Genomic DNA, 14,957 nt, shown 5'->3' with positions numbered 1-14,957 from the left:
ATGAAAACCATCGTTTCAAAAATGACATGTCCAAGCTGCCGGACTTCGAAGGACTTGCCCTGTTCGCCAAGGTCGCCGAGTGCCGCTCCTTCCGGGCCGCGGCGCGCGAGCTCGATCTCTCGGTGCCCACGCTTTCGCGCGGAATCGCCCGGTTGGAAAAGCGGCTGGGGGCGCGCGTGTTCAATCGCACGTCGCGCCAGCTCGCGCTGACCGCTTTCGGCACCAGCCTGCTGGGGCGGGCGACGCAGCTCTACCGTGATGCGGAGGAGGCCGAGGCGCTGGCGCGGGACCAGTCCGCCTCCCCGCGCGGGACGGTGCGTCTCGCCGTGCCGATGACTTTCGGCGTGCACTGGGTCGCCCCGTTGCTCCCGGCGCTGCTCGATCGCTATCCGGATCTATCTGTCGATCTGCATCTGTCCGATGCGGTGGTGGATGTCGTGGGTGATGGATTCGATGCCGCACTGCGCATCGCGGCGCTGCCCGATTCCTCGCTGGCTGCACGACTGCTGTGCAAGGTGTCGCGGTTCACCGTGGCGGCACCCGCTTACGTCAAGCGCTACGGCACGCCCAAACACCCGCGTGACCTCGACCCTTCTCATTGCCTTGCCTACGCGTTTCGCGCCGGAAGTGACGCGTGGCGTTTTCGCAACGGGCGCAAGGAAGAAGTGATCCATCCGATGGGGCGGCTGCGCGCCACCAACTCAGAGGCGCTGCTGCCGGTGCTGCTGGCCGGCCAGGCCGTTGCCGCGCTGCCCGAGTTCATGGCCGCCGAGTACCTGCGCGATGGCCGTCTGCTTCCGCTGCTGGCGGACTGGCAGCAACCCGGCGGCGGCCTGTACTTCGTGTCGCCAACCACCCGCCATCGACCGGCCAAGGTGGAAGCGGTGGCCAACTACTTCGCCGAGGTGCTCAGCGATCCGGTCTGGCGGTGGCCGAGTCGATCGAAGAAATGATTCCTGGAGTAGGGGAGATGGAGCGCTTTCGCAGCGCTCGTGAAGCATTCCGGCGCATGCACGGGCGCGTCGCCGGCCCAATCGTCGCCAGTCGGCCCAGCATTCCCATGCTCCGCGCTCGGCTTGAGGGCGCGTGCGCGCCGTGCGACGCAATCGAGGCTATCGACGAACTGTTCAATGCCGTGATGAATGTCGAAGTGGGCCAGGCTTTCCGATCGCCGTGGGGCTATCCACGGACGTCCGTCGACCCACCCCTTGTAGGAGCCCGCTCGCGGGCGATGCTCTGGCTTTGATGCTGGATCGAAGCAAAGAGCATCGCCCGCGAGCGGGCTCCTACAAGGGGTGGGGGAGGGTGCGGCGGGCTCGACGGCCCAGCTCCTTGGCGCGACTACAGCGTCTGCGCGTCGGCTTCGGGAAACCGGGCGACGACGTCTTTCACGCTGTCCGACGAGGGCCCTTGCCAGGTCTGCGAGAAGAAGCTGTCCAGCAATTGCACCGTCAAGCCCAGACCGCGCGCGCCGTCGATGGCGCCGTAGCGGTTCTCGCGCAGCTTCTCCGGCATGGCGGAAACCGGCAGCAGGGCGGAGTCCTGGAAATTGGCGTGGAACATGCCGCCGACGCGGACCCTGATCGCGCGCGGGCTGCGGCTGGCAAGCTGTCGCCAGATCCGGGCGCGGCGCACTTCGTTGTGCTCGGTGTCCCAATCGCTCTTGGGCTGTGCCGGCCGATCGGGCGGCTGTGTCGTCACGTACAGCAGCGGCACCCGGGGCTGCTCGATCGCCGACGCGCCGCCGTAGTCACCGTCCAGATTGGCAACGGCTTTCACCTGCGGCAGGCGGGCCGCCGCGAGAACGGCGGAAGCACCACCGACGGAGTGCCCGAACACGCCGATGCGGGTCAGATCGAGATGGCCGCCGTACGCCCGGTCCGTGGCCGCGTCCAGCACGGGCAGCTGCGTGATCGCCGAAGCGATGTCTTGCGCCATGGTGTCGTAGCCGTCGTCGTCCAGCGCTCGATTGGGCGCCATGCGGTTTCCCTCCAGGGGAACCACTTCGGCAATGCCCGGGGAGGCGATCGCGAGCACGGCGTAGCCGCGCGATACCAGTCCCTCGATCAGCGCGCTGTAGTTGGTGGGGAGCTGGTGATAGCCGTGCGCAAAAACGAGCACGGGAAACCGACCGCTCGCCGCTGGGGCGTCGCTGGCGTGCCACGGAGCGGCCAGCATCGCGCCGGCCGCGGCGACGCCGAGTCGACGCACCAGGCTGGGGCGATAGGCGTCAGCCCATGCGCCGTCCAGAGCCACATTCCCCACAGCTGGCGCCTGGCTTGTGGGGTAATAAAGCCAGCCTCGCAACTCGCGCTTGCCCGAGGAAGTGTCTTCATCGCTCCGGCTGCTGTCCGTCCATGCCACTGCACTGCGACCGATGCCATGGACAGTGGGAACCGGCGTCACCAGGGCCTCCACATGCCGCGGAGGTTCGTCGGCTGGCGCGCATGCGGTGAGCATGGCGACGATCAACGAGACAACGATGGGCCGACAGGCACGTCTGCACAGGGATGGCGTGGTCATGAGATCGCCGCTCGCGGGGAGTGGCATCCATGCTGGAGTGGCGCGCGGTACCCCGCATGTGCCGTTGGTTGGAAGGCGATCCGCAGCCCGATTTCACGGGCCAGCCCAAGCCGGGCGGAGCCAACAGCAAGGCATCTGCGTGGCTACCCGTCGACGATTTTCCGAGAGTCATCCACGTGCCAGCGTCCGCGCATCCACGCCGACGGTGAACCCGCTGCCACGCGTTCATCCCGCACCGTTCGCGCCCCGCTTACGGCGAATCGCCCACGCTGGCGGCTCCACTCGACCTTCGGGAGAAGCCAGTGAGCGAGCACAAGCAAAAGCCAGACGCACGGGAAAATACCTCGGCGACCAAGCCGTCCGATGCGCCTGGTGATGCCGGCCGGAACGAAGCTGGGGCCGGCACGGCGCATAGCAATGCGGATCGGCTTGACCTGATCGAGCAGGCGGACGACCGGACGGAGGAGTCTGCCCGCGAGCGGGCGCGCGACGTGGGTGCGCAGACGCCTGGCGATCCCGGCGACCTCCTGTCCCAGCCTTTGGGCGAAGGCAACTATGTGCGGGAGGGCGACCGCGAAGAGCCGCTGCGAGGGCAGGACGGAAACGACGACGAAGGGCGCTGATCGTGCGCTGAAAAGGGGCGTCTGTGCCGCTGCTTTCCGGAGCCTTGTCTGAAGAACGTATGTTCCGCGCGCCGTACTGGCACCCTTTGATCGGATCACTCGCCACCTTGCGCACTACCTCATTGAGCCATCAATGGGAGCGGTGCCATGGAAGATATCTGGGACGATGACGATCACGGTGGTGGTGGAGCTAACAACTCGCTGAAGATGAATGCGGCGTACCCATTCAGCAGGTACCAGCACTACTTCGTTCGATCGATCGCACTGCGCGGTACGGGATGGGACGGATCGCATCATCAGGAGCTGATGATCGAGCTTGGTCAGACCATCCCGACAACGCGGGTGCAGCGCGGCCACCTTCGGTGCCGGCCGGTGTTGCTTCGGATATCGCGCAACAACGGCCAGGACACCTTCCAGATCGGTGCCTCGGCGAGCAAATACAACACGCTGGTGCAGCGCTATGTCAGCCATCACACGATCACCTGCCGGCGGGTGCTGCAGGCTTTCGGCGAGGTTCGCAGGCTCTACCCAAGTTATGACAAGGGCAACTGCCGGCGGTTTGCCCAGGATATCTTCGAGGCCCTGGTGCCGTCCGTGACCGAGGATTTCGAGAAGGAATCCGGTGGACGTGGCAGCAACATGGATGAGATCAGGGATCTGTTCTTCTGAGGCTCCGCGCGGGTTCGTAGTCTTCGCGTCTATGCCTCCCGCAGTGTGTCACGGCGTGCACGACATCACCCAGCACGACGCCGTCGTGGTGCTCGGCCCGGGCGATCGATCAGTCGCGAGATCGCCAGGGCAAGCGCGTCCGACGTTGGGTTGTACACCATCATCGTGAGATCGGGCCGGCCCTCGACGGCGAAGGTGGAGAACTCCAGTTCGATGAGCCCGAGCAAGGGATGGCGAAGCCGTTTCAGGCCGTCGCCGTGGCCGGTGACGTCGCTGTTTTTCCACAGCCGCGCAAAGAGTTCGCTGCTGCGGCACAGCTCCTCGACCAGCTGGGTGATCTCGCCGCTGGCGCCGGCGCGCGCGGCGTCGGCGCGGAACGTGGCGACGACGAAACGGGCGATGCTCATCCAGTCTTCCTGGGCGGCCTGCACGCGTTCGCTGGAAAACATCAGCCGGAGGATGTTGCGCTGCTCGCGCGGAAGCTGGCTGTAATCGGTCAGTAGGGCCGCGGCGGCCGCATTCCACGCCACCACGTCCCAGGTGGCCGTGCGGATGATGGCCGGGCTGGTCTTGAGCGCATCGAGCACGCGCTGAAGACGGGGCGTGATGCCTTGCGGCGGGGTGTACTTCGGCTCCGGCGGATGCCCCAGCGCGAGCATGAACATGTGTTCGCGCTCGGGCTCGGTGAGCATGAGGCCGGCAGCGAGCCGGTTGAGCACCTCGGCCGACGGCGCGCCGCCGCGGCCCTGTTCGAGCCACGTGTACCAGGTGGGGCTGATGTGGGCGCGTTGCGCCACTTCCTCGCGACGCAACCCCGGCGTGCGACGTCGGCCGGCGGCGACGCCAAACGTGGCCGGGTCGAGCCGCGTGCGGCGATCGCGCAGAAACGTTCCCAGGGAGTGGCCGGAGGGCGTGGGCATGGCGGAGCCTGTTGGTTTCTATACCAGGATAAGATCACTACTTTAATAGGCTGGCACGACGCCGGAGACTCGTCTACCGACCCACCGTAGAGAGTGATCCCATGCGTATCTTCGTTACCGGTGCCACCGGCTTCATCGGCTCGCGCATCGTTCCCCAGTTGCTGGCGGCAGGCCACCACGTGGTCGGCATGACCCGGTCCGAAGCCGGTGCTGCGTCCTTGCGTGCCGCGGGCGCGGACGCGCATTTCGCGACGCTGGAAGACCTTCCTTCGATCCAGGCTGGCATCGAGGGCGCCGATGCCGTGATCCACACGGCGTTCGATCACGACTTCTCGAATTTCGTCGCGAACTGCGAGAAGGACCGCCGCGTCATCGAGGCGATCGGCGCGGTGCTGAAGGGCTCGCCCCGTCCGCTGGTGATTACTTCGGGCACCGGCATGGGGCAGGCCAAGCCGGGTGAACCGGCGACCGAAGACGTGTTCAATCCGGAGCATCCCAACCCGCGCCGGCTCAGTGAAATTACCGGGCAGGCGTTGCTGGAGGCGGGCGTGAATGTGGCGGTGGTCCGCCTGCCGCAGGTGCACGACGCGGTGCGGCAAGGCCTGATCACGCCGTTCATCGCGCTATCGAAACAAAAGGGCCGCGTCGCCTATCACGGCGACGGCCGCAACCGCTGGCCAGCCGCCCCCGTGGACGACGTAGCACGGCTCTATCGCCTCGCGGTGGAGAAGGCGGAGCCGGGCATGCGTTATCACGCCGTCGCAGAGGAGGGCGTTGAGGTGCGCGACATCGCGCGCGTGGTCGGGGCCGGCCTCGGCTTGCCCGTGGTGTCTGTCTCCGGTGAGGAGGCGCAGGCGCATTTCGGTTGGCTGGGCATGTTCGTAGGCGTGGACATGCCCGCATCCAGCGCGCTGACCCGCCAGCGCCTCGGCTGGACGCCGCAAGGCCCGTCGCTGCTGTCCGATCTCGAGCGCATGGATTACGCCGCGGTTGGATAGGCCGAGGTGGCGTGGCCTGCACTCTCTCGGTGCACAGGTCGCTGAGGTCGTCTCGGCGACCGTGTGCGATGCATGATGCGGCGTCAGCTCACTCGTCCCTTGCGTCGTGAGTGAGCTTGACGTCGCGCTTGCTACGCCGCAGGCGAGAGCGCCTGCTTGGCGCGGAAGGTGAGCCACAGCGCCGACAGAAGGAAGTAGAAGCCGCCGAAGGCGGCATAGGGCGCAAGCTGCGCGATGCCGGGCGTCGCACCGAACGCCTGGATGGAGAAAACGACACCGGCGAGCGCCGACTGTGCGCCGCTGATCATCATGAAGGCCTGCCCGCCGAGCTTGCGACGCCGGATGCCCACCGCCAGTTGAAACAGCCCCGCAAGCAGGGCCCACACGCCAAACACCAGCACGCCGCCCGCGTTGCCGCGCAGCGTGAAGACGACCGCCATGCACACGGCGATGATGATGCTGGTCAGTGCGTTGAACTTCTGCCCGGGGTTGGCCTGCCATCCGCCGCTGCGGCGCGCGTCGATCACATTGGCGACGGCGTCCCAGGCGGGATACAGCACCAGCAGCGCGCCGACGACGAGCCGCGAGGCAGAGGAGGACAGGGAGGCCAGAGCCACCCAGGCGAAAGCGGCGAGGGTGCGCAGGAAGTAGAAGTTGCGAAGCGAAACCATGAGGGGCATCCATGAGCGGGGGAGTGGTGCAAACCTCGTGTGGCCAGAGGTCTGCATGGGACCAACCCATTCGCCCGATCAGATGGACGGGTTACAGGCGCAGCGGTCCGATCCACTTCCCGACGTGATGCGCATCTTGTGCAGTGTCTCTACGCCACGCGCGTAGAACGTTCGGCCTCGGTCGCTGCGCGGGAGTCCCGCGGTGGCGATGCTTCCGCGTCAACGGGTCTAGTAGCGCTTCTGGCACAACTCGCAGAAAAAGCTGCGCCGGTGCGTCTTGCCCAGATGGCCGCGTTGCAGAGGGATGTCGTGGATGGGACAGCGCGCGCGGTTGTGCACCAGCCAGTGCTTGCGCAGGACGAAGGCTTTCTTCCAGGCGAGAAAGTCGAAGGCATAGGTGCGCGCCTGTTCCACCAGTTCGCGAAGCTTGCGCGGTGGCAGCGCGCCGAGCGTGGAAAGCGGGTGCACGCGGATGCGGTACAGCACCTCGTTCTTGATGATGTTGCCGACGCCGGCAAAAACCTCCTGGTCGAGCAGGGCGTCGCAGACGAGCGTCTGCGGCATGGCGCGGAGCTTCTTTCGGGCAAGGGCCGGATCCCAGGCATCGGACATCACGTCGGCCCGCCAGTCGTATACGTCGTCCAACGGCTCCTCGATCAAGCGCACCGAGCAGCTGTAGAAGTTGAGCTCGCCCTTGGCGAAGGCCAGGCTCAGCCGTGGCGCGGCGTCCTTGCGCTCGTTGATGCGGTAGCTGCCGAACATCAGCAGGTGGACGCGGATGGAGACGCTGCCGAGATCGATCAGGAACTGTTTGCCGAAACTGCGCAGGGCGCGCACGCGCTTGCGCTGGAGTGGCGTCATGTCGATCTTGGCGTTGCCCTCGGCGTGGAGGATGACCTTGCCGGCAAACTCGGCGGCCTGTTCGCGCAGGATGACGATGGAAGGGCCTTCGGGCACGGTGCGCCTCCTCGGGAGTGCCACGTACTGTGGCCAGCATTGCGCCGATGGAAGGTGAAGCTTTCACCGTCCCCGCAGGCGGGCGAGCAGGTCGAGCGCGTTGCGTGTGGCATGGCCGTGCGCCGTGTTGTCGAAGATGCACCAGCGCTGCGTTGTGCCGTGGCCCGGCTGCTGCAGGCGCCTCGCCAAGCGGTCGATGACCTCGTCGGGATAGCTGTCGTAGTACATGCGTGGTGAGCCGTGCAGGCGCAGGTACTGCAGATGCCGGTCGCCACCCGGCGCGCGAGCGCGCAGCGACAGCGCCGGGTCAGCGGCGACGCGCGCAACGCCATGCGCGGCCAGTTCCTGGCCGACCTCGGCGCTGAACCACGACACGTGGCGGGGCTCGCACGCCACCGGCCCTTCATGCAGGCGTCGCAGCAACGCCAGAAAGGGCAGGGCGACGCCGGCGTCCCAGGCCAGGCTGGGAGGCAACTGCAGCAACAGGCAGCCAAGCTTGGGGCCAAGCTCTTCGACCCCCACGAGAAAATCGCACAGCAGCGCCCGGCCATCGGCCAGCCTCGCTTGGTGAGTGATCGTTCGCGGCACCTTCACCGAGAAACGAAAGGCATCGGGCACTTCGCCGGCCCAGCGCCGGTACGTGGCCGGTTTGTGGTTGCGATAGAACGACGAGTTGATTTCCACCGCGTTGAATACCTGCGCATAGCGATGCAGGTGGCTACCAGCCTCGGGAAAGCTCGCAGCACTGTCGCGGGGGATGCTCCAGCCGGCGCAGCCAATGCGCCATGGCGTTGGTCGGTTCGTTTTGCGCGCCGTCATGGTGGGTCGGCTCCTCCAAGGAGTTGGCCACCGCGTTGACGCGAGCCGATCGCCAGGACGCCAGATGAGCGCTTGGAGGCTTTCGGCATGCGGCCGTGACCAGAAGTCCCGCGCATTTGCGCACTTACCCCGGGAAGGGGCCGTATACGATGCTCGCCCCTGTCAACGGCTGGTGATTCGCAGAAGGGGCGGGGAAAAGCCTCGTTGCGGGCAGCCCATGCGATCGCTGCCGCCGAGGCGGCGTCCATCGACTCAAGGATCTTTCATGGCAGATGTTCCCGTCGATCTTTATCGTTCCTGCAAGTCCTCCCACTGGGGCAGGACCGTGAGCAAGCGGGAGCGGGCCTTCGCCTCCGCGCAGGGCAAGGGCAGCCTGCTTCCGACCTATGAAGGGTTTACCCGCGGTGACGGTTCGTTCCGCGCGCCCGATGTGACGACGTTCAAGGACAGCGCCGGGACGGTCTGGGTGCGTGGTGTTGACGACAAGGACGCGCGCAACCGCGCCGTAGTGAGCGCGAAGGAGGGCGTGTCGGTCAGTACGTCCGCCGGCGGCTTCGGGTACAGCGGATGGTTTTACTTCCTCGTGCCGGAGGGGACGCCTGTGCCGGATTCGCTGGACGTCAAGGCCACTCCCACGCGCAACGACCCCGGGCATCATTCGATCCGCTGCCGTAACCTGATGCGCCAGGACGCCTACGAAGGCGCTCTGGATACGCTGGCCCGCGCGGCGCTGGCCAAGGCCGTCGAGGCGGGCAAGCCGTCGTTTCGTCATTCCTAACATCGAGAAGGCAGTGCCTCATGCGAGCTATCAGTGAACGCGACCTGGCGGTGGTGATCCCGCTGCTGGCGGCGAAGATCCGCGACCTCACGCTCGAGCTGCGTTCGAGCGAGGCACGTGGAGGCGAGCCGTCGGACGAGGCGGTGGAAGACCGCATGCAAATCCAGGAGATGCTCGAGCAGTACGACGGCATCCTCGATTCACTGCGCGAGGAATACGAAGAGGGCCTGAAGGAAGGCATCCAGTTGCCCGCGTTCGACGACCTGGTTCGGCCGTTTCGGCTCTGAGCGGGGCCGTGTAGGGAGGTCTGCACTTCTTCGCGCACCAGCGATCACGCTCCGTGAGGTTTCGCGCAACCGATCACGCAGCCAGTGGCGGGCGGTGTCCGTCTGCCAGGAAGTGTGCTGTCGGCAAACGTCTTCACTGTGCGGGCACTTGATGCGGCTGCCACTGGTGCCGATGGCGCGGGCGGTTGCATGGCGCAAAGGCTGGTCGGCGGAATCGCAAGAATCGGAGTGTTGGCGCCAGTCTGCGAGCTTAGTTTTTCCACTTCAGCGATCGACAGTGGAGAAGCGGCATGGGTGTACTGGCAGACAAAGTGGCCATCGTCACGGGGGCAAGTTCAGGCATCGGACGCGCAGCAGCGTGCCTGTTCGCCAGCGAAGGGGCGAGCCTGGTGGTCGTGGCTCGGCGGCAGCCAGCTCTTGAAGAAGTGCTGTCAAATATCGAGGCGGCCGGCGGGCGAGCGGTGGCGGTGGTCGGCGACGTAAGCGACGAGGCCACGGCCGCGCGCGCGGTGGAGGTGGCGGTTTCGACCTTCGGTGGTTTGGACGTCAGCTTCAACAACGCGGGGACGCTTGGCGAGATGGGCCCCACGCCAGCCATATCGATCGCTGGATGGCGCCAAGCGCTGGACATCAACCTCACCAGCGCGTTTCTTGGGGCGAAATATCAGATTCCCGAGATGCTCAAGCGGGGGTCGGGTTCGGTCATTTTCACGTCGACCGTCGTGGGGCATACCGTCGGCTTTCCAGGTGCCGCCGCATACGCCGCCAGCAAGTCCGGGCTGATCGGTTTGACGCAGACATTGGCGGCAGAATTCGGCCCCCAGTCGGTGCGGATCAATGCACTGCTCCCGGGCGGAACGGACACGCCGATGGCGGCGCAGATGAACGGTACGCCGGAGGCCATGGCCCATGTCGCCAGCCTCCATGCCTTGAAGCGCATCGCCAGCCCGGAAGAGTTGGCCCGGGCCGCCTTGTTCCTGGCGTCGGACGCGGCTTCCTTCATGACTGGAGCGGCGCTGCTGGTCGACGGCGGCGTGTCCATCCATCGAACCTAGTGCGCGGCTGCAGGAGGCGGTGGAGGGAGCCGGGGAGTCGGAGCGCGCTCGCCGCGACTCTGATCCCCTACCTCTTCTCGCGCCGGCGCTGTACGCCGCCCAATTCAGGGATGAAGTTCTCCCTGCCGGGAAAGGCCATCCATAGCCTGCGTTTCGTAGCCGGCTCCCTACTGGAAATGGCAGGGAGCGGGTGGATCAATGCGCCGCAGCCGCCGACGCGTCGAGCACGTCGCTCAGTTGTCCGAACTGCTCTTCGGTGCAGTTGGTGCTGCCGGAGGCGATGGCTTCGTCCAGCGCTTCCTTCGACGGGTGCAGGTCGCGCATGACGACGAGGGTCTGCCCGTTGTTTTCCTCGAAGGTCACCGTGGTGATCGCGCCCTCGCCGTCGCTTTCCTCGTTGGTCCACACGACCTTGGAGGGCGGTGTCACTTCCAGATAGCGACCGTGGAACACCGCGGGTTGGTCGGAGCAGGGGTGGCCGAACTCGAGGCGGTAGGTGCCGCCGGTGCGGGCATCCATCTCGCAGGCCAGGAAGGTCATGCCGACCGACGCCGGTGCCCACCACTTGCGGAACAGTTCCGGCCTGGTCCATGCCTCGAACACCAGGTGCGCCGGTGCGTTGAACCGTCGAGTCACGACCAGTTCGCGGTCGGACACGCGCTTCACTTCCACGCGATGGTTGCCGCGATCATTTTGCTTGCTTGCGTCCACTGGCCTTCTCCAGTCGTTTGAGTTCGTCTAGGACGCCGTCGAGCGAGGCGAAGCGCTCGCTCCACAGCTGTTGATGGCGCGCGATCCACGCCGCTTCCTGCTCCAGGCAGTGCGCGCCGAGCGTGCAGGTGCGCACGCGGCCGACCTTCTGCGTGGTGACCAGTCCCGCCTGTTCCAGTACGTCGACGTGCTTCTTCATGCCGGTGAGCGACATGCGGAACTTGTCGGCCAGCTCGGTGATGGAGGCGTCCGCGCGGGCGAGCTGCTCGAGCACGCCGCGCCGGGTGACATCCGCCAGGGCGGCGAACGAAGCATTGAAAGCGCTGGATTGACACTGAACCATATGGTTCAGTGTTGAGCAAAACCTAGACCGGATGCAAGTGCCTGCTGCCCGGCAGTGGCATATCGCATCGCAGGGCCGGCACGCCGCCCCGGTACGACGGCCGCCGACGGCCGCCCCGGGGGACGTGCCCGCCCAGGTTCGCTAGCATCTCTCTGATAAGCAAAAGAGCGAAGGGGAGGGAGACATGACAGCAACGCCACGGGCTGCGCTTCATGGGCGCGAGAGGCGCGCCTTATGGCGCTACCGACTAGCGGTGGGCACGGCGAGCGCGCTGGGCTGCCTGCTCCTGAACGTGTTGCCGGTTCGCGCGGCGGACGCCCCCTCGGCACCCGCCGGCACGCTGCATTTTGATGACGCCCGCCTGTTCCATCCGGCCAAACGCTTGCCAGCCAACGTGTGGACTGACGCGGCGAAGGACGATTCGCGCCAGGCCGTGCTGCTGAAGGCGGCCGACGGCGTGGTGTTACGCGGCTGGTTCTATCCCTCGCCGGTGGCCGGTGCGCCGTTCGTGGTGACGTTTCACGGCAACAACGAGACCATCGCGGATGCCTGGACCCAGGCCCGCGATGGCTTTCTCTACGCCCAGGTCACCCTCAACCTGCTGACCTTCGACTACCGCGGAACCGGCTTCAGCGACGGCGCCATCTCACTGGCGAAGGCGCGTGCCGATGCGTTGGCCATTTACGACCTCGCCACGAAGAAAGCAGCAGGGCGGCCGGTATATGTGGTGGGCTGGTCACTCGGTTCGGTGTTCGCCAGCCATGTGGCGGCGAGCCGACCGACCGTGGCGGGGCTGGTGCTGCTCGATCCGATGGCCGCCGCCGATGCGCTGCCTGCCAACATTGCGCGGGCGCTGCACCGACCGGTGGATGTCGCGGACAGCATCAAAAACGGCATCCGCAACGCCGAGGAACTGCGCCGGTATCACGGGCCGCTGCTGGTGGTGCACGGCACGGCGGACGAGGTCATTCCCATCACCGAAGGGCGCACCGATTTCGACGCCGCCGCCTCCACCGACAAGGTGTTCGTGCCGGTGGCTGGCAAGGGCCACGTGGCCGCTATCTGGTCGCTGGAGGCGGACGACGCGATGGCGGCGTTCTTTGCGAAGCACGCGCCGCCTACCAGCGCTACAAACTAGGAGTGCAGCGCGATAAGGGAGGTCAGGGAAGGGCCCCCGCAGCTATTTCCCTGTATTCGGCGGCAGGCCATTTCCAGACGTCGTCGCGTTGCCGACGCCTCGTACGGCACGGGGCGCGGTCGCCCGCCAAGGCGGCGCATCTGTCACACCGCCAGGCCGGCGTCCCCTTCCAGTACCGATTGATGCATCGTCGGCGATTCGCCTGCTCGCCAGAGCGGGATCTGGTGGCGCACGCGATAGCGCAGTGGTCCGCCGTCCACGCCGGGGCTGCGCTCGATCGGCCGTGGAATGCAGACGAAATCGGTCGCCATCGACTCGCCGTCCACCCGCACGGTGGCGTAGCCGTGGCCGCCCATATCGACGAACGACAGGTGCGGGGCGACATCCGGATTGCGGGCCGCGTGCGCCTTGGCCAGGTCACCGCTTTGCGCGTACTCCAGTGCCGAGCGGACGCCGTGATGGAGCAGCAGGTTGACCGTGGGCTGCGGCGCACCGCCGCCCGGGTTGGCGACGAACAGCGGGCGCAGCGGGTCGTCCGGCTTGAGGTTGTGCTCGTTCGCTTCGGCCATGCCCGGGGCGGAGATGGAGCCGACCACGAAGGTGACGCCCACCGGCTTGAACTCAGCGGGCGGCAGGGCCTTGGCGGCCAGGCCCGCCCAGAAGCTGTGTCGATCGCCAGAGAGGATGGCGAAGCCGGTGATGCCCGCATCGCGCACGGTGTCGAAGATCTCCGCGCGCTCGCGATAGGTGGTGCCCCAGTCACCGCTGGCCAGCACGGCGTAGCCGTCGGTCCACTTTTCCACTTTCGGCGGCAGGTGCTGCGGATCGATGCGCCAGTCGGGCGTACCCAGTGAGTTGCCCCAGATCTTCCAGGTGGCGGTCGCGGTGCGCAGGCGCTGCAGGAACCACGCCTTCTGCGTTGCGCCCAGCATGGTCTGCGCCGGTTCTTTGGCGCGGAAGTTGGCGATGCTCTTGTCGCCGAAGACGAGCTTTGCCGGCGGATGGCCCTCGGCGAACTCGCGGCCGGCGTCGATCTGCATCGCCAGCGTCTCGGGATAGAAGCTGAAAGGCGTGCCCGCGAACAGCGGCGCGAGCTCGTCGCGGTTGGCGGGGTCGTGCGAGCGAAAGCTGCGCTGGTCGGTGATCAGCAAATCGATGTGCCGGCCCCAGCGCAGCGCGCGATAGCCGATGAGGCTGTCGATGGCGGCGAGATTGTTCGCCTCGCGGCCCAGGCCGTGCTCGTCGAATTCGGTGATGGGCACATCCACCACGTGCGGCGCATCGAAACGGGCCAGCGATCGGCCCGGCGGCGTGACCCGCATCGGCTGGTATTCGAACCAGGCCTGGTTCGCGGCGACCTTCAGCGTCTGTGCGGGGATCGGCCCCGCCTCGCCGGGGAATTCCTGGATCGACTGCCAGCCCTGCCAGGAGAACTCGTGGTTGTCCCACATCGCCACGAACGGAAAGCGCGCGCGCGCGTCCTGGATGTCCGGGTCGAGCAGGTAGGCGTGGTAGAGCGCGCGGTAGTCGTCCAGCGAGCCCGGTACGGTGAAGCGGTTGTTGGCGACCTTTCGGCCGTGCGTGAACGTCACCGGGAATTTGATGATGCGGTCGTAGCGGTGGCCGTTCTTGACCTGGTCCGGGGTCTGCACGACCTCGTAGAAGAAGTCGCCCAGGTGCAGCACGAAGCCGAGCCGATCCGCGGGCGCCGCGCGTTCGTCCTCAAAGATCATCTTGCGGTAGGCGTTTTGCGCGCCCTCGCAGATGGTCTGGCAACTGACGAAGGCGAAGCGTGCGGGGCGCGGGTCGTCGGGCGCAGGTGCGGTGAGCGTGCGGCCGATGCGGCTGCCGTTGCCTTCTTCGTCGACGAAGCGATACCAGTATTCGCCGGCCGCCGACAGCTCGCCAACCAGCACGCGGCAGGTCCAGTCGGCCTCGGCGAGCACCGGTGCAGTCGCCGTCGCAATGACGCGCGTGAAGGCCGGATCCTGCGCCACTTCGACCCGCAGCGCGGCGTGCCTGCGGCCATCGGCGTACGGGCGTCGCGTCCACAGCAGCACGCTGTGGTGATCGGGATCGCCCGAGGCGACGCCCTGTGGAAACACCTCACGCCGCTCGCGCCAGCCACTGGCCGAAGGCCGCGCCGTCGCGCTGCCCCAGGCCAGGGTGGCGCCCAGGGCGGCGGCGAGCTTCAGGAACTGGCGGCGATTGAGCGTCGGCATGTCGGTCCCCGCTTGCGATCATTGAGATGTCGCCACGCTAGCCCCGGGAATCGCGCCAGTGAACGTGCCGGAAGTACCGCGATGAGACCGTTCGCCGCAGGGCCGTCATCAGGAGCGAAGCGGGGGGCTCGCTCGAGCGAGACCGGAAGCGAGCAGGGCACGCTCGCTTCACTCTGGCTCAGCTCATGGTTCGCTAGCGCGAGGGGCAACCACCCAGCGGCATGGTCGCAAAGCCAGGTACTG

The 14,957-nt window shown here is 66.7% G+C and carries 16 protein-coding genes; 8 read left to right on the top strand and 8 right to left on the bottom strand.

Annotation, left to right across the window (positions count from 1 at the left end):
- Positions 1–26: 26 nt before the first annotated feature.
- Positions 27–953, top strand: coding sequence for a LysR family transcriptional regulator (locus tag ACQVBX_RS08365; RefSeq protein WP_431637855.1), 927 nt, complete (start codon positions 27–29; stop codon positions 951–953).
- 388 nt (positions 954–1,341) lie between these two features.
- On the opposite strand, the gene ACQVBX_RS08360 is transcribed toward ACQVBX_RS08365, so the two are convergent.
- Positions 1,342–2,523 carry a serine aminopeptidase domain-containing protein gene (locus ACQVBX_RS08360; protein ID WP_431637853.1) on the bottom strand — a complete coding sequence of 394 codons (1,182 nt, stop codon included), beginning with the start codon at positions 2,521–2,523 and terminating at the stop codon, positions 1,342–1,344.
- 302 nt (positions 2,524–2,825) lie between these two features.
- On the opposite strand from ACQVBX_RS08360, the gene ACQVBX_RS08355 reads away from it, so the two are divergent.
- Both ACQVBX_RS08355 and ACQVBX_RS08350 read left to right on the top strand, forming a co-directional pair.
- Positions 2,826–3,146: a hypothetical protein gene (locus tag ACQVBX_RS08355; protein WP_431637852.1), complete on the top strand. Its 321-nt coding sequence runs from the start codon at positions 2,826–2,828 to the stop codon at positions 3,144–3,146.
- 147 nt (positions 3,147–3,293) lie between these two features.
- Positions 3,294–3,815, top strand: a complete 522-nt coding sequence (locus ACQVBX_RS08350) for a hypothetical protein (protein ID WP_431637850.1) — start codon at positions 3,294–3,296, stop codon at positions 3,813–3,815.
- Between the two features lie 65 nt (positions 3,816–3,880).
- On the opposite strand, the gene ACQVBX_RS08345 is transcribed toward ACQVBX_RS08350, so the two are convergent.
- Positions 3,881–4,735 (bottom strand): helix-turn-helix transcriptional regulator, encoded by an 855-nt coding sequence (locus ACQVBX_RS08345; RefSeq protein WP_431637848.1) that lies wholly within the window; start codon positions 4,733–4,735, stop codon positions 3,881–3,883.
- 101 nt (positions 4,736–4,836) lie between these two features.
- Here ACQVBX_RS08345 and ACQVBX_RS08340 point away from each other — a divergent pair, with 101 nt between their 5' ends.
- Entirely contained in the window at positions 4,837–5,733 is an 897-nt protein-coding gene (locus tag ACQVBX_RS08340; RefSeq protein WP_431637846.1) for an SDR family oxidoreductase, read from the top strand.
- A gap of 131 nt (positions 5,734–5,864) precedes the next feature.
- Here ACQVBX_RS08340 and ACQVBX_RS08335 read toward each other — a convergent pair whose 3' ends face one another.
- The 3 genes from ACQVBX_RS08335 to ACQVBX_RS08325 form a co-directional block, all read right to left on the bottom strand.
- Positions 5,865–6,404 (bottom strand): hypothetical protein, encoded by a 540-nt coding sequence (locus ACQVBX_RS08335; protein ID WP_431637844.1) that lies wholly within the window; start codon positions 6,402–6,404, stop codon positions 5,865–5,867.
- Between the two features lie 228 nt (positions 6,405–6,632).
- Positions 6,633–7,361 carry a DNA-formamidopyrimidine glycosylase family protein gene (locus tag ACQVBX_RS08330; RefSeq protein ID WP_431637842.1) on the bottom strand — a complete coding sequence of 243 codons (729 nt, stop codon included), beginning with the start codon at positions 7,359–7,361 and terminating at the stop codon, positions 6,633–6,635.
- A 63-nt stretch (positions 7,362–7,424) separates the two neighbouring features.
- Complete coding sequence (locus ACQVBX_RS08325) at positions 7,425–8,180, bottom strand: DUF72 domain-containing protein (protein ID WP_431637840.1); 756 nt, start codon at positions 8,178–8,180, stop codon at positions 7,425–7,427.
- Positions 8,181–8,445: 265 nt separating this feature from the next.
- Here ACQVBX_RS08325 and ACQVBX_RS08320 point away from each other — a divergent pair, with 265 nt between their 5' ends.
- The 3 genes from ACQVBX_RS08320 to ACQVBX_RS08310 all read left to right on the top strand — a co-directional run bounded on the left by ACQVBX_RS08320 (position 8,446) and on the right by ACQVBX_RS08310 (position 10,300).
- Positions 8,446–8,958 (top strand): hypothetical protein, encoded by a 513-nt coding sequence (locus tag ACQVBX_RS08320; protein ID WP_431637839.1) that lies wholly within the window; start codon positions 8,446–8,448, stop codon positions 8,956–8,958.
- 20 nt (positions 8,959–8,978) lie between these two features.
- Complete coding sequence (locus tag ACQVBX_RS08315) at positions 8,979–9,245, top strand: hypothetical protein (RefSeq protein WP_431637837.1); 267 nt, start codon at positions 8,979–8,981, stop codon at positions 9,243–9,245.
- A gap of 290 nt (positions 9,246–9,535) precedes the next feature.
- Positions 9,536–10,300, top strand: a complete 765-nt coding sequence (locus tag ACQVBX_RS08310) for an SDR family oxidoreductase (RefSeq protein ID WP_431637835.1) — start codon at positions 9,536–9,538, stop codon at positions 10,298–10,300.
- Between the two features lie 195 nt (positions 10,301–10,495).
- Here the strand turns inward: ACQVBX_RS08310 and ACQVBX_RS08305 are convergent, their stop codons facing one another.
- Both ACQVBX_RS08305 and ACQVBX_RS08300 read right to left on the bottom strand, forming a co-directional pair.
- The gene (locus ACQVBX_RS08305) at positions 10,496–11,011 is read right to left on the bottom strand and encodes an SRPBCC family protein (protein WP_431637833.1); all 516 of its coding nucleotides are present in this window, start codon (positions 11,009–11,011) and stop codon (positions 10,496–10,498) included.
- Positions 10,989–11,354, bottom strand: coding sequence for an ArsR/SmtB family transcription factor (locus ACQVBX_RS08300; protein WP_431637831.1), 366 nt, complete (start codon positions 11,352–11,354; stop codon positions 10,989–10,991). Before ACQVBX_RS08300 ends, ACQVBX_RS08305 begins: the two co-directional genes overlap by 23 nt.
- 253 nt (positions 11,355–11,607) lie before the next feature.
- Between ACQVBX_RS08300 and ACQVBX_RS08295 the strand changes: the two genes are divergently transcribed.
- Positions 11,608–12,492, top strand: a complete 885-nt coding sequence (locus ACQVBX_RS08295; RefSeq protein WP_431637828.1) for an alpha/beta hydrolase — start codon at positions 11,608–11,610, stop codon at positions 12,490–12,492.
- 143 nt (positions 12,493–12,635) lie between these two features.
- On the opposite strand, the gene ACQVBX_RS08290 is transcribed toward ACQVBX_RS08295, so the two are convergent.
- On the bottom strand, positions 12,636–14,714 hold the full coding sequence (locus ACQVBX_RS08290) for an alkaline phosphatase D family protein (protein ID WP_431637825.1): 2,079 nt from the start codon (positions 14,712–14,714) through the stop codon (positions 12,636–12,638).
- Positions 14,715–14,957 lie beyond the last annotated feature (243 nt).

It is taken from the genome of Dyella thailandensis (assembly GCF_050749815.1).
Lineage (GTDB): Bacteria > Pseudomonadota > Gammaproteobacteria > Xanthomonadales > Rhodanobacteraceae > Dyella_A.
The sequence above is the reverse complement of the archived record's forward strand: the minus strand, read 5'-3'. Positions and strand labels throughout refer to the sequence as shown.

Excerpts from the sequence above, each read along its gene's own strand:
- ACQVBX_RS08310 (WP_431637835.1), top strand. The coding sequence starts at position 9,536 with ATGGGTGTACTGGCAGACAAAGTGGCCATCGTCACGGGGGCAAGTTCA.
- ACQVBX_RS08325 (WP_431637840.1), bottom strand. The coding sequence starts at position 8,180 with ATGACGGCGCGCAAAACGAACCGACCAACGCCATGGCGCATTGGCTGC.
- ACQVBX_RS08340 (WP_431637846.1), top strand. The coding sequence starts at position 4,837 with ATGCGTATCTTCGTTACCGGTGCCACCGGCTTCATCGGCTCGCGCATC.
- ACQVBX_RS08335 (WP_431637844.1), bottom strand. The coding sequence starts at position 6,404 with ATGGTTTCGCTTCGCAACTTCTACTTCCTGCGCACCCTCGCCGCTTTC.
- ACQVBX_RS08320 (WP_431637839.1), top strand. The coding sequence starts at position 8,446 with ATGGCAGATGTTCCCGTCGATCTTTATCGTTCCTGCAAGTCCTCCCAC.
- ACQVBX_RS08345 (WP_431637848.1), bottom strand. The coding sequence starts at position 4,735 with ATGCCCACGCCCTCCGGCCACTCCCTGGGAACGTTTCTGCGCGATCGC.
- ACQVBX_RS08365 (WP_431637855.1), top strand. The coding sequence starts at position 27 with ATGTCCAAGCTGCCGGACTTCGAAGGACTTGCCCTGTTCGCCAAGGTC.
- ACQVBX_RS08315 (WP_431637837.1), top strand. The coding sequence starts at position 8,979 with ATGCGAGCTATCAGTGAACGCGACCTGGCGGTGGTGATCCCGCTGCTG.
- ACQVBX_RS08350 (WP_431637850.1), top strand. The coding sequence starts at position 3,294 with ATGGAAGATATCTGGGACGATGACGATCACGGTGGTGGTGGAGCTAAC.
- ACQVBX_RS08360 (WP_431637853.1), bottom strand. The coding sequence starts at position 2,523 with ATGACCACGCCATCCCTGTGCAGACGTGCCTGTCGGCCCATCGTTGTC.
- ACQVBX_RS08290 (WP_431637825.1), bottom strand. The coding sequence starts at position 14,714 with ATGCCGACGCTCAATCGCCGCCAGTTCCTGAAGCTCGCCGCCGCCCTG.
- ACQVBX_RS08300 (WP_431637831.1), bottom strand. The coding sequence starts at position 11,354 with ATGGTTCAGTGTCAATCCAGCGCTTTCAATGCTTCGTTCGCCGCCCTG.